Genomic DNA, 16,134 nt, shown 5'->3' with positions numbered 1-16,134 from the left:
AAATCAAGAAATTTAAAAGCACTTATTTGTCTTGCTTTGTAAGCACAATGCTGCATTTTTTCACAGAATTTTTTAATATAAAATTCCGTAAAAAAAAATAATTAAGGAAGAAAATTATAGGCGAAATTAATGAGAAACAGCAACTTTTAAGTTTTTCGACGCTTGAACCATTTCGAATCTTCTTCTCCAAAAAGATAAGCGTAAGGTTCAGTATCAGGACTGAGCTCAAAAAGTTTTTTGAGAATGGCAATCGTTGGGATTATTAAAACCATACCAACGACACCCCAAATTGCGCCACCGATTAATAGTCCTAAAAAGGTAATGAATGCGTTTAAGTTTACATTTGCGCCAGTAATCTTAGGTGTTAAGAAACTGCTTTCTGCAAATTGAATTAATGTAAATGAAACGACCACTGCAAAAGGGTAAAATAAACTGTCTTTTGTCAGCAAAGCAAAAAAGAAAGGCATTATTGCACCTAAGAACGGACCAACGTAAGGAATGATATTTAATAATCCGGCGATCATACCAAAAAAGATGGCGTGTTTTATACCGAGTGCAAAAAGGACGACTGTGTTTACGATTCCGAGGATAATCATAACTTTTCCGGCTCCGACAATGTAAGCGTGTACAATTTTTCGGATGGAAACTATATGTTCTAAAAGAATTCGGTTTCGTTGTTTTGCAAATACTTTGGTTACAAAAATGGCCAAGTGATCTCTGTAAATCAACAAGAAAAATATAAAAACAGGAAGAAGTACAATATTTGAAATGGTTCCGATTGTGGTGAACAGTAAGGCAGACATGGTTGTGCCTCCTTTTTCAATCATAGCCATTATTTTTTCCATCTTGAATCCATTTCCCATTCCAAGATCATAGCTGATAACGTTGTTTACCCAAGTGTTTATTTTAATTGCAAATCCATTTACTTTTTCTTCCATATTCATTTCGACATCATCAGTGAACGACTGTAGTTGTGAAAATATGAAATACATGATGCCTGAGGTGGCGATAATAATTAATAACAAGGCAATGAAAGCGCTTAACGATCTGGGAATTTTCCAACGCTCTAAACGATTACAAAAAGAGGTCATCAGCATGGCAATATATCCAGAAACTAATAGCGGAATTAAAATGGCTTTAGCCATAATCATAAAAAAGATGATAATTATGATTAACAGTGATAGGAAAACTGCCTTGGCATAAGGTGGGAATTTTGTGGTGACCATTTTAATTTTGTGTTAGAAAAGGGTTATTTTAAATATAAATTTAGCGATTATAATTCCCTTTCAGTCTAAAAATTTTATTAAAATCTTACAAAATATCCGCTTTTGATTTAAATTTCAAAAAATGTTGATTTTTAACCTCTAGTACTTTTAGAGTTTTGATACTTATTTTTGTGGACAAAAGGTTTTGAAAGATAACAAGGATGTCTAAACTTTCTCAAACAGCCCCGATGGCGTGGAATTCTTTTTGTGCCTATTTTTATTCGGCTCAAAAAAATGGGAACAGAAGCGGGAATATGGAAAATTGAAAAAGTCTGAACTTTCGCGCAAAAAAAAATCCCGTAAACAAAATTGCTTACGAGATCTCTCGGGGGATTATTCACTTGCATTAATTCATTATTACTTTTTTAGATATCGTCTGGTTGTCATCTAAAGTAACTTTTACGATCAAAACTTGCGTTGCAACGTTTAATCCAGATGTTGTGAATGTGCTGTCGTTGATGTTTTTTGCTGACGTAATTAATTTTCCAGTGATGTCATACACTTGAACATTGTCAATTGTAAGGTTGTTTGCTCTTACAGAGATTTGGTTTGCTGATTTGAAAACCACAACGTCGTTTTGAGTGATTATTGGATTGTCAGTTCCAAGTGTGCTATCGTTGACATAACGAATTTCAAATCTTGAATCAAAAGTTCCAGCCTGACTTGTGAAAGTGTAGCTTTCGTTTTTAAGATTGTGGATTGAATTGTCAGTTCTGTCCACTAAAAATACTTTTTGATCTTCAAACAAACCATCAAAACTTTCAATTGCAATTGTGTATTCACCAGCTGTTGCAGCCATGAATCCTAAAGGAACTACGTCAGTATTTACGAAAGGCAAAGCTCTTCCTTGGATTACTAATTTTTTATTAGATTGAAGCGTGTAAATTGCTGTTCCAGAAGCATAAGTGATTCCGTCGTAAGCATCTTCTAAATTGTTTGTTGCTCCTGAAACATATCCGATCAATGTTTCATTGTAAGCGCCAGCAGCGTTTGAGATGTTTAAACAAACTCTGTTTGCTTCTACTGTTGTTTCTTCAGCTTCATCAATTTCCTCATTTGTTTCTTCAGAGCTTTGTGTGGTATTAGCCATTCTAAAAAAGCTTGAATTTGAATCTTTATTTGTTACCCTCATTGAATTATTAAATGTGATCGCTCCCGCATTTGTTGAATTGATGAAGAAACCTTGTCCAGCTGCAATATTTCTTGAAGCTTTTGGTGAGTTTTTTCCATTCGAAGTAGACCCGGTTTTGTTTAAAGAAATGTAGCTTGCTGGGTTGTATTGTAAAATTCCGTTTGCGTCAGGAGTTGAACTAAGAGCGATATTGTGCGTCCAGAAATAAAAGGTTCCGTCCATCAAACCTGCATTTTCATCTATAAATTTATAAGCATCAATTGCAGATGGATAAGGATTTCCGATTAAGTTTGATTTTCCATTAGTCCCAATAACTAAAGGTAAAGTAATAATACCATTATTTGGAACTCCCTCAAATTTAGCTGTAAAAGTTGCTGATGGATTATTTGTGATTGCAAACTCTTGGGGAGCTCTCACGATATATCCTTTTGCAGGAACCATTACTTCTGTACCATATTGAATAACGCTCCAAGCCTGAGTACCTCCATTAAAACTGTAATATTTGTCAAAATAAGTTGTTGGTGATAAACCTTTTCTGTTTGAATTTGTTTGATCTCTTCCTACTAAAAAGTCAGATGTTGTTTTCAATGGAGATGACCAGTAAGTATAATCAAATCTTGAAACAGGCGTTGTTGTTCTGTTTAATAAGAATGATTTATTGTTTCCGGTATAGGTAGCGTCATCATTGATTTGAACTAATGAACCATTGTTTTCAACGATGATTTTTCCTTCACCAATAACTGTAATGTTTTCAGTAACATTTAAGATAGCATCAGGTTTGATAGTTAATTTTTTTCCATCTGCAACTGTACATGAACATACATCAAGCTTAGTTGTAATTTGAATGTCAGAATCAATTTTAATTGATGTGTTAGCGCTGTCAGAAATGCTTTGACCCGTGTAAACCACTGGAGCTTCTGTAATTGACATATTAAAATATCCTGCAGATCCTCTGTCTTTTAATTTAATTTCAATTTTTGAAGAAGCATTTAGGTTTAAAGTCGCTACAATTTTTGCTGCATCTACAACTCCACCGCTATAATTATTGGCTTTCCAAGCTGCTACTGGATTGTCATTTAAATAAATCGCTACTGCATCATCCCAATTTTCCATTTTTAAAATATAAGTTCCACATTTGAAACCTTGCCTTCTGTAAGAAATTGTAAAATTGTCTCTGTGTGTTGGTGCACCATTCCATACGTTTGGAATTGTAATTGTTGAAGGAGCATTGTTTTTGTTCCAAACTGATTCTGTATTTGGAGCCATATCAGTTTGTGTGTAATACCCTGCGTACGATTTTTGATCTAATGTAAAAACATCGTTTGGCTGACTTTGTGTACTGAAACCATATACTTTCCATTCATTAATTCCAAAAGGAAGATTTGTTTCGTTAACTCCAAAAGGTAATGTGATAGCTTGACTTCCTGGAATTTTTATTTTTCCGTAAGTAAACTGAATGCTTGAGTTTCCATATTTTTCATAATATTCTAGTATCAACTCGTGATTACCTACAGAAAGGTTTTTTAAATTAGCTACAGTAGAACTATTGTCTGACCAACTATCGATAATTAAGTCATTGTCAACAGTCAATCTATAGGCGTCATCACCACTAATTGTGAAATTGTAAATACCCGGATCAGTAATTGCAAGTTTCATTTTATAACGCACCATAAAAAGGTTAGACGGTGCTGCAATACAACTTGGGATATTTAATGAAGTTTCCCTTCCATTTACGGTACCTGCGCCTACATTTCTTTCGAAAGAATCATTTTCTTTTAGTGTACCAATGAAAGTAGCTGAGTTAAAGTTTGGAATGGTATTGTTATCAGCATACGTATAAATATAACCATTCCATTCGTTGATTCCAAATTCTTGAGTGTTTGCCGGTGGAACACAAGGTGTAGTTGCTGTTCCTCTTAATTTTAAAGTATTTGTTTTAATTCTCCATCCATTAAAATTATAATCATTTCCTCCTCTTGCATAAAAACGAACTACTAATGTTTGATTTTCATTTACAGAAACGTTAAAAGGAATGTTTTTAATTGGATTAGAAGCTACTGATTCGTCGTTTATTAAAACAGTTGCTGTATTGAAAAAAGAGTAAGTAGTTTCATTAAAATTACCTGTTACAATTTTATATTTTATTTGATAATTTGAAGCTCCAATTGCAGAATTTGCAGCTAAACGCTCTTGTTCAAAAACTAAATTTGTAATATTTAAAACAGAACCTGCAGTTGGTTTTATTTTTAAATCAAAAGCTCTGTAGTGTTGAAAGCTAGGGTCTTCAGTATGTGAAATAGCCATTCCTAAAGAGCTATAGTTTGCTCCAAATTGAGTAAATGATAAATTTGTAGCACTTACATATGATTGTTGAAAAGTAACATTACTATTTGAAGATAGATTCCATTCTGCTAATGCCGGTTCAGATACATTAACAGTTACAGTCGCAATAGCGCTGCTTCCTGTGCTATTTGTTACTTTATAATTAAAAGTACTTGAACCAGTAAAACCAGTTGCAGGTACAAATTGAATTGTGTTATTTGCATTAACTGTAACGGTGCCTGCAGCATTTGTTGGCGTAGTTAGATTGCTAACGCTTGTAAAACTTCCTGTTCCAGGATAATCATTTGCAAGAACATTGATAGATGAAGAAGTGTTTTTATCAATGTTAACAATGTCGTTTACAGCATAAACTTCTTCTGTAGTTAAACTTCCTTTTAAAACTGGTCCTGTAGTTAAACTATTATCATAATTAATTAATAGACTATTATTAGTTCCGTAAACATAAATTCTAATAAAAATATTTCCATTAGTATTACTTGAGTAGTTCGCTGGGAAAGATGCAGTATAGTTTACATAAGAGCCAGTTACATTTGTTTCGCTTAAAATCTCAATAGGGTTATTAAAATTAGCATTTTTTGCTGCAATGACTTTTAATTTCATTGGCGCAGAAGTTGTTTTAGCTTTAAAGTTAAAACTAGTTGCTTTTATTTTGAAACCATTGTCAGAATTTGCTCTAAACTGGATGTAACGAGTTTCAGATGCTGTGTTATTTGATGGCCAGCCTGATATATGGAAAAAAGTATCATTAATTCCATAATTATTTGCTTGTAAAGAAACATTAGGAGCATCGATTGCATATCCGGTAACAAAATCAGCTGTGGTTGATGGTGTAAAATCGGATGAATTCCATTTTACAAGTTCAACTTGAGAAAATCCGAAAAAAGGCAATAATAATACAAAAAGTAATGTAAAATTTTTCATAGGTTAATGTGGTATTTTGTTTTTGGGTACTGCAAATGTATATTGAGGTACGAGATCAAATCCCACTTTGGATTGTCTATTTTAGGACTTTTCGATAAGGTGAGAATATTTATTGGTGAAGTGCACTTTTTCACGAAAACGTTGTAGTTAAAATTGTAAGATTTGTTTTATTCTTAAGTGCGTTTTATGTTAAAACCAAGGTTTTAATAGATCTAGCTGTTTGTATAAACAGCAATCGATTTAGGATAGAAAAGCCGGGACTAATCTGAAGGAAGGAAAAACAAAAAAGAGTAGGTAGATTTAAGTTAGATCTTGTAATTTTTCATAAATCAATGAAGTTTCAAATCCTTTGCGAAGCAAGTAATCGCAAAATTTCTTTTTCTTTTTTTGACTATTTGGTTCTGTAATCGATTCCCAAATTCTTTCTGACAGATTGTTAAAGTTTGTAGTATATTCTTCGGGATCGATCTCTTTTAAAGCTTTGTCAATATTGTACTTAGAAATTGAACGCGCTTTTAATTCTCTAACAATTCTGATTCTTCCCCAATGCTTGATTCGGTGTTTTCCGCGGGCGTAACTGCAAGCAAAACGTTCTTCATTTAAAAAGTTATGCTCAATCAAATGCACCACTGCATTGTCAATCACGGTTTCTGATGAAGAAAAAGTTTTCAGCTTTAGAATTACTTCGGTGTGACATCTTTCTTGATAGACACAATAGCTTTCTGCTTTGCGAAGAATTTCGTCAAAAGTAAAAGTTTTGTCTGATTTATTTTGTTGCATCAAGTTTGAATATTTTGTAAAAATAAAAAATTCGAACCCATTTTAAGAAAAACAGTTAAGATTTCACAAGACTAATATATTTCAACGTAAAATTTGCTGTTTTACAATTATTTGTGTTGTTAACAAACGGAATCTGATTAACATATATTTTTCTTTTTGAAATCTCTTTTCAATTTTATTTCTAGAACTGATTGATTTCAACGTATTGATTGAATTATAATAATGCCCCAATTTTTTTAAATGTGCGCATAAAAATTGGGGAAGATGGAAAGAAAATTACTTTTTGGTAGTATTGTGAAAGGTAAAATATTCATTAAGTCAACAAGCTTTAATCGTCAAAGTCCAATTAGAAAACGGAGCCAAAGTAGAAGAAAATAATTTTACAACTAAACAAAGAATCCCAGTTAGCGCTGGGATTTTTTTATGATTTAATATGTAAGTTTTTATGTGTTCTGATAACGGCCTGTTCGTTTTTATAATCGATCCAAGTTTGCCCTTTCCATTTTCGCATTAAAGTATCAAAATGACGCATAATCATAATGTTATAAACTGCTTTGCCTAAGTTTGAAATTTTCCTAGGAAACGCGCGCAAGCTCATTGAAAATCCAGGTGTCAAATATTTCATATAATGCCAATATCCTTCAGGCATGTATAACATTTCGCCGTGATTCAAATTTGCGATTAGTCCTTTTGCTTGTTTTAAAGCCGGCCATTTTTCAAAATCAGGATTGTCAAAATCGATGTCTTCTCTTGATATCAAGGCGTGAGGAACTTTATAAAGAAAAGGAGTTTGATCTGGAGCAAAAAGGATGCACTGCTTTTTTCCGTGAAAATGAAAATGTAAGATATTGGAATAATCAATGTCATAATGAATGAAAACTTTTGAATTCTCTCCTCCAAAAAACAACATCGGCAACTGTCTGACCAAACGCAATCCAATGTCGGGCCACTTGAAATCATTTCGAAGAGATGGAACTTCGTTCATCAAATTGTATAAAAAAATCCTGTAATTTGTGGGTTTTGACTGAAGCATGTCGATGTATTCCGACATCTTCATTTTGGCGTGAGCCTGATTAAAACCGTCTTTGTGCGTCACAGGTCTGTCATCATAAAGCGGAACGATTTTGTCGCCTGCAATATCTTTAATATAGTTTAATTTCCACTTTTCATAAGCAGGCCAATCTTCCGTAAGTTTTTCGATTACTAACGGTTTTTGCTTCTTGACATAATTAGAATAGAAGTCTTCTTTTGAAATAGTTCTAACGCGCTCAATTTCAGTTAAATGTAATGGCATGCAGATAGGTGGTTTGAGATAATAATCCTTTTTTTTTGGTCGGTTTATAACAAAGTTACTAAAGGATTACCTAATTGTAAAGCGTGAAATCTTAAATTTTTGCCATATTAATTACTGAAACAAATTGAAGATTAAAGCGTAGAAAGATAGTCATAAAGCGGAATTTCAGAAGATAATTCCATTCGATTGGCGATTCGCTCTTTTCTTTTTCGACAAGCTTCGGCAGTAATGTTCAACATTGAGGAAATTTCTTTTGTGCTAAGGTTCATATAAATGTAAGTGATGAACCGAATATCATTGGCATTTAATTTTGGATGTTTGGTTTTTAAATTGTTTAAAAAAGTTTGATTCACCTCTTCAAAGTGTGTTATAAAACTATCCCACTCTGCATCTGTTTTTAAGTGACTTTTTAAAGTTTGAATGTGATTGGTCAGCAAATTGTTATTTGAAATTTCGGGTAGTTTTGAAAGAGATTGTAAGGTTTCTTCAATCAGTTCATTTCTACCAGAAAGGTAAAGTGCTTTTGCAGATAGTTTTCTGTTTTTTTGCTCGATTTCATTTTTCAATTTTTCGTGTTCCAGCAAAGAGGCAGTCTCTTTTTCAGAGATCATTTTTTCTAAAAGAAGATTGTCGCTTTTTTTTTTTTCTAGTTCTAAAGAAATAATCTGCTCGTTTCGTTCTGCGATTAACTTTTTCTGTTTGTGTTTGACAGATAGGTTTCTCAGTGTTAAAATGACGAAAAAGACAACGATTATGATGATGGCGAGTACAGAATAAAATATTTTTCTTTCGTTTGAAAGCTGGGCCTCGTTTAAAGCAATTTCTTTTTTATAATTTTCAATTTCAAATTTTACGCGATTGTTTTCAAAAGCACGTCCGTTATTAATTTCATTAAGTTCCCTTTCAGCTTTGATTATGGAGTCTTTAAATTGTAGGGCTAAATCAAAATGCATTTTTTTTTGATTTATATCAGAAAGCAACTTAAAAACAGCCACTTTTGTTTCTAAATTAGGCTTTCGTGCAAATATTTTTTGAGCATAATCTGATGCCAAATCAAGATTGTTTTGTTCAAAATTACTTTTTGAAAGAATCATTAAAAGTGAAATACCAATGTCATGATAGTTTAAATCTTTTGTAGTTTTTAAGAGTGTTTCTGCTGTTACTTGAGCTTGATTATAATTTTTTTGAAGCAAATCATTTTCGGCAATTGCCATTTTAGCTAAAATCTCAAACTGCGGATTCGATTTCAATAAAGGAAGCGACTCATTAAAATAATCTCGAGCTTTTTTTAAGTTATTAGTTTCATTAGCAACATTTCCTAAATTCATTGCATACAGTCCTATTTTTACCTCGTCTTTATTTTCTACTGCAATATCATAAGCTTTCTTGAAATATTCATTTGCCTTTTCAAAATCTTTCTTTTTTGAATATAGAATAGCAATGTTATTTAAAACAATCATTTCATATTTTGGTTCGAGATGTTTAACCGCAATCGTATAACTTTCTAGGTAATAATTTAAGGCTTCACCATAATCTAAAAGATTGTAATAGTTGGCGCCAATGTTGTTAGTGGCTAGAAATAATTGCTTATACCAGTGATTTTTTTCGGCTAATGTTCTGGCTTCGGTTAAAAGTTCTAATGATTTTACATGATCTTTTTCCCACATAGCATCGATGCCGTTCTGAATTAACAAATCACACTGTTTGATGTCTTTTGAAAATGCTTGTATGCCGAAAACAAGAAATAGCAAGAGTGCTGAAAAAATATGCTTGGTGTGAAATGTAATATTCGGCATTTGAGGTAAATTTTTTAGAATTTAAATATAAGAATAACCATATCAAAATTGGTTGCGTGAAAAAAGAGTTTATTTTTAATAAAAGTTATAGTGTTTTAATAATCAGACTATTATTTTTTGAATTTTATTTTACACCAATAAAAAAGGATCTCAAATTAATGAGATCCTTTTTGTGTGAGAGAGGCTGAGGATTAGTCTGCCTCATTTATATTTTCGACTTTATTTTTCCAATACTGCATCATTGCAAATGAAACAATCATTGATGATGCGGCTCCTTCAACAAATAATCCAAAACAAAATTGGTACAATGAGGGTGATCCTCCTCCAAAAATATAACTATCAGCAAAAGTTTCTAAATAAGTATTTCCTCCTTTATATTCAATGTAAATCATAAACGCGATCAAGCCTACAATCAATCCAACCATTGCGGTAATAAATCCAGCTAAAATATTTTTAACGTAGCCTCTGATTCCGTCATGAACATTTGACTTAATTGTTCGATTTACACCATAAATTACAAAGACGAAATTTACTAATCTTAAATAAATTTGATCTTGTAGTCCTAATGCTTCAATCAGTAAAAAGTATACTGCAATGCCTATAAAAATAATAAGTCCATTAATTAAGAGTCTGGAGAATTTCATAATTTTAGTTTGTTAGTTTTGTAATTTAAAAGATGGTAATGCTTTTAAAATTACGTTGGTTAGTATCCTAAAATTACAAAATATTATCTGATATCTTAATAATCAATTATGGAATAAGTATTTTTTAATAAAAATTTAATAAACAAGGGTTTTCTGATTAAGAATAAACGAATCAAATTTTGATTATTTTTCCTTATCATCATAAAGCAAAATCCAATCATTGTGAGAAAAATAATTCCAATCAGCCGATGCTAAATCAACTTTTGGATCAATGAATTGTTTTAGTTTTTTACCATTAATTGAAACATGTGTATCTGCAAAAATGCTGACGTCTTTTCCCTGAGACGCAAATTCTTTTTTAATTCGTTGTGCAAATTGCCAAATTGCATCGGGTTTGTCAGAAACCATGTTGAATTGCTTTTCGGTAAGTTTCGATCGCACATTGTAACGGATCTCTTGGCCTGATTGTTTATCAACAATTTTAAAAACAGTATATCCAGATCTTGAACGAAGCATCATTCTCCAGCTCAATCGATGTCCTTCTTCCGTCCAAAGTACGTCACCTTTAATAAACCAATGTCTGATCGGCAAAAGTATCTGTAAGATAAAATAAGGCAGAAAAAAGTAAAGTAATATTGATTTATTTTTGTCCGATGGAAGATTATCGAAATCTAAAACCGCTTTTTTCTTGAAGAAAATGGAGCGTATTTTTTCGGGCGGATAAAAGAAAACCGCAAAACTTAAGGCGAAAAAAGGAAAAATTCCGATTTGAAGTGTAACTGCATTGAACAAATGAAAAATCAAAGAAGCAATAAAAGCGAAAGTTCGAGTTTTTTTCCAGAGTAACAGGGGAACAATTAACAGGTCAAAAGCAATTCCTGAATAGGCAATAAAAAGGTAAAACCACTTTTGGTTAAATATATCTTGAACAAAAGGAAAAGGCGACTTGTTTGCCAAAAGATTTTTTGTAAAAGTGCCATCAAGCCAATCGGGATAAAATTTAGATAATGTTGCAAAGAGATAAACAATTGCAATTTGAAGAATCATTACCCAGGAACACCACTGCGGCATACTCCAACTTTTGATTTCTGGATTTTGCTTTACATCTACAGAAGCATACCGATTTGCCGGAAGAAAAATCATAATCAAACAAACCAAAATCAGCATGTAATAATGATTGTTGTAAGATGTTTTTTGCATCCAATAGGTCAACGTCCACAAGATCGTGAAAGCAGAGAGAGTCAGTCGGTATTTGTAACCAATCATAACCAAAATCCCTAAAATTCCCATAGTGGCAAAATAGAAATACATTCCGTTTCCAGGAAGCGGTTGCAACCATTCCATGCCAATGTGGCTGAAAGTAAATTCTGGTTTTATGAAGTTTTCTTTTACCCAACCCGTTAAGATTGCTCCAAAAGTTTCAGCGGCTAAAAGAAATCCGAAAAAAATTCTAAAAATGATTAAAGGAGCGTTGTCAATGGGCTGAAAGAGTTTTTTCATTTTCCGTTGATATAATCTTGGGTTTTCATTTTATCTTTTGAAATCTGTTTTTTTAGGGCTTCTATCGACGTAAATTTCTCTTCAGAACGAATTCGGTATAACAATTCAATCTTTAATTCTTTGTCATATAGATCTCCAGAAAAATCTAAAAAATTAGTTTCGATAGTTTGAAATTGACCGCCAACTGTGGGGTTGGTTCCAATGTTCATCATCCCAAAGACTTCTTTTTGATCAATAGTGCTTTTTACTACATAAACTCCGTTTTGAGGAATCAGCTTGTACTCTTCTTCGATTTTTAAATTGGCTGTGGGAAACCCAATGGTTCTTCCCAATTGTTTTCCTTTGACTACAATTCCTGTCAAGAAATAATTGTAACCTAAATATTCGTTAGCCAGATGGATATTTCCGTCATAAAGTGCGTTTCTAATTTTTGTAGAAGAAATTGATACTTCATCAATTTCTTCGGCAGAAATTTGTTCTACGTCGAAATGATATTTTTGGCCAAAAGCAATCAGATCATGAATATCAGCGGAACGATTTTTTCCAAAACGATGGTCGTGACCAATAATTATTTTACCAACATTAAATTGATCAACCAGAATTGTTTTTACAAATTCTTCCGCTGACAATTGCGAAAAACTTTGATCAAAAGGATGGATGATAAGATTTTGTAAGCCCGCTTTTTCAAGCAAATCGGCTTTTTCCTGAATGGTATTTAAAAGTTTGATATCTGATTTTTCTTGAAGCACCATTCTTGGATGTGGAAAAAAAGTAAGCACAAGGCTTTGATGCTTTTCTGGAGAATGTTGCGTCAGCCTTTCAATTATTTTTTTGTGGCCCAAATGCACACCATCAAAAGTACCTAAAGTAACTGTGGTGGGACTGTTAGATTTAAAATCTTGTATCTTATTAAAAATATTCAAAATGCAGGGATTATCTTTTTACAAATTTATGGTATCAAAGTAAGATATGAAACAGTTGCCTATTTTATTTTTTTGAGGTTAAAATTGTTAATTTGTTTAGATGATCATTAGATAACCTTTTCATATAGTTATATTTGCGCAAACCACTCCAATAATTACTATTAAAACTAAATAACCTAAATTAATGAAAAAAGCTTTACTACTATCTTGTTTCGGATTGTTTGTCTGGTCGCAAGGATATTCTCAAAAACTAAACACGTGGCAATCGGCACAAAAAAATCAAGTAAGAGAAGTTTCTAAAACAGCTGTTCGAGAATCTTTTCCAAAGGATTTTACTCTTTTTAAATTGGATATCAGCAGTCTAAAAGATAAATTATTTTCAATAAATGACGATGCTTCAAAATCTGTGATAGTTTCAATTCCGAATTCAAATGGAGGATTGGAAGAGTTTCAGGTTTATGAATCTTCAAATTTTACAAAAGAATTACAAGCAGAATTTCCTGAAATCAGAGCTTACAAAGGAGTAGGAATTGACGATAAATATGCACAAGTACGTTTAAGCATAGATGAAAAGGGAATTCAAGCAATGGTTTTTAGAACAGACAAAAAAAACGAATTTATTGAACCTTATTCTGCTGACGGAACAATTTATGCAGTTTTTAATTCTTCCAGAGAAAAAGGAAATCTGCCGTTTGTTTGTTCTACAGAAGAACAAGTTTTGGCAAACAATCTACTTCACCGAACCACTAACGAAATTGAGTCCACATCAACAGAATTACTGACTTTTAGATTGGCAATTTCTTGTAATGCAGAATATGCCAATTTTTTTGGAGCCACTAATGCATCGCAATCAGGTTTAGTTTTAGCTGGATTTAATGCCACTATGACGCGTGTAAATGGTGTGTTTGAAAGAGATTTTGCAATTCATATGAATTTAATTTCTGAAACCACAAATGTAATTTATTACAATCCAGCGACAGATCCTTACACTACAATGGGACAATGGAATAGTCAATTGCAAAATACCTTGACCAATGTTATTGGTGAAGCAAATTATGATATCGGACATTTATTTGGAGGAAGTGGGGGCGGAGGAAACGCAGGTTGTATCGGTTGTGTTTGTCAATCTGGCAAAGGAAGCGGCTATACTTCACCAAGTGACGGAGTTCCGGTTGGAGATCTTTTTGATATTGATTATGTTGCTCACGAAATGGGCCATCAATTTGGTGCAAATCATACTTTTTCACATAGCGTTGAAGGTTCAGGTGTAAATGTGGAACCCGGAAGCGGATCGACAATTATGGGGTATGCCGGAATTACTTCCAGAGATGTGCAACCTAATTCAGACGATTATTTTGTGTACGCAAGTATCAAGCAGATTCAAGATAATATGGCCAGCAAAACGTGCCCAATCAGAACACCACTTACCAATTTGCCTCCTGTGGTTAATGCAGGTTTAGATTATACAATTCCTAAAGGAACTCCCTTTGTTTTAACAGGCGTGGCTTCAGATCCAAATGGTGATTTGCTAAGCTACTGTTGGGAACAAAATGATACTGCAACCAATCAGACGGGTGTTAATAGCGCTGCTTCAGCTACAAAAACAGCAGGGCCAAATTGGAGGTCCTATGATCCTGTAAGTTCTCCGGTCAGATATTTTCCATCTTTAGCAAGAGTTGTCGCTAATCAATCCACTGAGCAAGGAAGTGAAATTATTGTAGGCGCATTAAGTTCAGTAGCAAGAACATTGAATTTTGTATTGACTTGTAGAGATAATTTTCTGGGAGCGGGTCAAACAAAAACGGACAATATGGTTGTGACCGTGAATGCAACTGCGGGGCCTTTTTTAGTGACATCGCCAAATACAAATGTGACTTTTGAGGCCGGAAGTAATCAAACAGTAACTTGGGATGTTGCTGGAACTACAGAAAATGGAGTAAATACTGCTTTTGTAGATATTTATCTTTCAACAAATGGAGGTGTTTCATTTGATACATTGCTGGCAAGCAAAGTGCCAAACGACGGATCAGAAGTAATTACGGTTCCAAATGTTCCCGGTGCTACTAATAGAATTATGATCAAAGGAAATAATCATATTTTCTATGATTTGTCCAATGCAAACTTTACTATTTCGGCTCCATCGATCGCTTCTTTTGCAGCTTCTTTTTCAAGAATTGTGGAAGGACAGAATAAGTCGATTTGTAAAGGAGCGTCTGTTTCTTACGAAATTAAATATGAGGCTCTTGCAGGTTTTACTGGAACGACATCGTTTAGTGTAACAGGGAATCCTGCTGGATCTACCGTTACATTTTCTCCAACAACTTTATCTGCAACAGGATCAGTAGTGGCAACTTTTAATGCATCAAATTCACTTGTTCCTGGATTTTATCCAATTACCGTTGTGGCAACATCTGGTGCAACAACAAGAACGGTGCCTTTATATGTTCAAGTTTTTGATTCTAATTTTGAATCTATAAGTTTAATTTCACCTGCAAACGCTTCAGAAGCGCAAAATACATCAGTATTGTTTTCTTGGAATGCAACTGCAAACGCACAATCTTATGATATTCAAGTGGCAACAGATGCTTCTTTTTTAAATATTGTGAGTAATGGCACTACGGCAGCGACCACTTTTTCGGTTGCAGGTTTGGCAGAATCTACCACTTATTATTGGAGAGTTATGCCTAAAAATGCTTCATGTTTAGGAAGTTTTGGCACTGCCTTCCAATTTTCTACGGGACAAATAGCATGTAATGTTGTGGCTTCTACAAATGTTCCTATTGCAATTCCAGCATCGGGAGCACCAACGATAAACTCTGTTTTGTCAGTATCAGATGCATTTACTGTGAATGATATTAATGTTACCATAAACTTGACTCATTCTTATATTAGTGATCTTACGGCAACTTTAATCAGTCCAGCAGGAACGCAAATTCAGTTGTTTTCTAATGCATGTGGAGGCAGTGATGATGCAAGTGTTACTTTTGATGATTCAGGTAGTGTTTTGGTTTGCGGAAATTATCCAGCAATGTCAGGAGTTTTTGCACCTGCACAATCATTATCTGCATTTGCAGGAGAAAGTTCTTTGGGAAATTGGACTTTGAGAATAAGAGATGCGTTTAATCAAGATGGAGGCTCGTTGAATAGTTGGTCTATGAATTTGTGTGTGGTTCAGTCTTCATTAGGGGTAAAAGAAGATGACTTTTCGAGTTTTACGGTTTATCCGAATCCAAATAATGGCAACTTTAATGTCCAGCTTGGAAGCATGATTTCTGAAGAAGTAAAAATTACGGTTTATGATATTCGTGGAAGAATGATTTTTAATAAAGAATATCAAGGAGTGTCAACTCAAGAAATTCAATTGAGCGGTATTGAATCAGGAGTTTATCTTGTTACGGCTATTGCAGGACAGAAAAAAGAAACAAAAAGGATTGTTGTGAAATAATAGTTCAGTCTTAAATTATAAAAAAAGCGGCCAGAAGAGCCGCTTTTTTTTATGCTACAATATTAGTGCTTCTAGTTGGCATTGCGCAAAA

Annotated in this window: 9 protein-coding genes; 1 reads left to right on the top strand and 8 read right to left on the bottom strand. The window is 33.4% G+C overall.

Going from position 1 to position 16,134, the window contains the following annotated elements; translation table 11 throughout:
* Positions 1-146 precede the first annotated feature (146 nt).
* The 8 genes from EG849_RS00210 to EG849_RS00175 all read right to left on the bottom strand — a co-directional run bounded on the left by EG849_RS00210 (position 147) and on the right by EG849_RS00175 (position 12,598).
* Positions 147-1,226, bottom strand: coding sequence for an AI-2E family transporter (locus tag EG849_RS00210; protein ID WP_125011071.1), 1,080 nt, complete (start codon positions 1,224-1,226; stop codon positions 147-149).
* 385 nt (positions 1,227-1,611) lie between these two features.
* Entirely contained in the window at positions 1,612-5,661 is a 4,050-nt protein-coding gene (locus EG849_RS00205) for a T9SS sorting signal type C domain-containing protein (RefSeq protein ID WP_125011070.1), read from the bottom strand.
* A gap of 300 nt (positions 5,662-5,961) precedes the next feature.
* Positions 5,962-6,441: a regulatory protein RecX gene (locus tag EG849_RS00200; RefSeq protein WP_125011069.1), complete on the bottom strand. Its 480-nt coding sequence runs from the start codon at positions 6,439-6,441 to the stop codon at positions 5,962-5,964.
* A gap of 421 nt (positions 6,442-6,862) precedes the next feature.
* Positions 6,863-7,735 carry a cupin-like domain-containing protein gene (locus tag EG849_RS00195; protein WP_125011068.1) on the bottom strand — a complete coding sequence of 291 codons (873 nt, stop codon included), beginning with the start codon at positions 7,733-7,735 and terminating at the stop codon, positions 6,863-6,865.
* A 131-nt stretch (positions 7,736-7,866) separates the two neighbouring features.
* Complete coding sequence (locus EG849_RS00190; RefSeq protein WP_125011067.1) at positions 7,867-9,531, bottom strand: tetratricopeptide repeat protein; 1,665 nt, start codon at positions 9,529-9,531, stop codon at positions 7,867-7,869.
* 191 nt (positions 9,532-9,722) lie between these two features.
* Positions 9,723-10,175, bottom strand: coding sequence for a hypothetical protein (locus EG849_RS00185; RefSeq protein ID WP_125011066.1), 453 nt, complete (start codon positions 10,173-10,175; stop codon positions 9,723-9,725).
* A 183-nt stretch (positions 10,176-10,358) separates the two neighbouring features.
* Complete coding sequence (locus EG849_RS00180) at positions 10,359-11,675, bottom strand: HTTM domain-containing protein (RefSeq protein ID WP_125011065.1); 1,317 nt, start codon at positions 11,673-11,675, stop codon at positions 10,359-10,361.
* A complete protein-coding gene (locus EG849_RS00175; protein WP_125011064.1) occupies positions 11,672-12,598 on the bottom strand; it encodes a bifunctional riboflavin kinase/FAD synthetase in 927 nt (308 codons plus the stop codon). Before EG849_RS00175 ends, EG849_RS00180 begins: the two co-directional genes overlap by 4 nt.
* Positions 12,599-12,782: 184 nt before the next feature.
* Here EG849_RS00175 and EG849_RS00170 point away from each other — a divergent pair, with 184 nt between their 5' ends.
* Positions 12,783-16,043: a zinc-dependent metalloprotease gene (locus tag EG849_RS00170; RefSeq protein ID WP_125011063.1), complete on the top strand. Its 3,261-nt coding sequence runs from the start codon at positions 12,783-12,785 to the stop codon at positions 16,041-16,043.
* The last annotated feature ends 91 nt before the right edge of the window (positions 16,044-16,134 follow it).

Origin of the sequence: Flavobacterium macacae (assembly GCF_003865365.1) — a bacterium.
Taxonomy (GTDB): domain Bacteria; phylum Bacteroidota; class Bacteroidia; order Flavobacteriales; family Flavobacteriaceae; genus Flavobacterium; species Flavobacterium macacae.
This window is presented reverse-complemented; position numbering and strand designations above follow the sequence as displayed.

What these genes read in the sequence shown, in the direction of transcription:
- EG849_RS00210 (WP_125011071.1), bottom strand. Translation starts at nt 1,226, where the DNA reads ATGGTCACCACAAAATTCCCACCTTATGCCAAGGCAGTTTTCCTATCA.
- EG849_RS00205 (WP_125011070.1), bottom strand. Translation starts at nt 5,661, where the DNA reads ATGAAAAATTTTACATTACTTTTTGTATTATTATTGCCTTTTTTCGGA.
- EG849_RS00200 (WP_125011069.1), bottom strand. Translation starts at nt 6,441, where the DNA reads ATGCAACAAAATAAATCAGACAAAACTTTTACTTTTGACGAAATTCTT.
- EG849_RS00195 (WP_125011068.1), bottom strand. Translation starts at nt 7,735, where the DNA reads ATGCCATTACATTTAACTGAAATTGAGCGCGTTAGAACTATTTCAAAA.
- EG849_RS00190 (WP_125011067.1), bottom strand. Translation starts at nt 9,531, where the DNA reads ATGCCGAATATTACATTTCACACCAAGCATATTTTTTCAGCACTCTTG.
- EG849_RS00185 (WP_125011066.1), bottom strand. Translation starts at nt 10,175, where the DNA reads ATGAAATTCTCCAGACTCTTAATTAATGGACTTATTATTTTTATAGGC.
- EG849_RS00180 (WP_125011065.1), bottom strand. Translation starts at nt 11,675, where the DNA reads ATGAAAAAACTCTTTCAGCCCATTGACAACGCTCCTTTAATCATTTTT.
- EG849_RS00170 (WP_125011063.1), top strand. Translation starts at nt 12,783, where the DNA reads ATGAAAAAAGCTTTACTACTATCTTGTTTCGGATTGTTTGTCTGGTCG.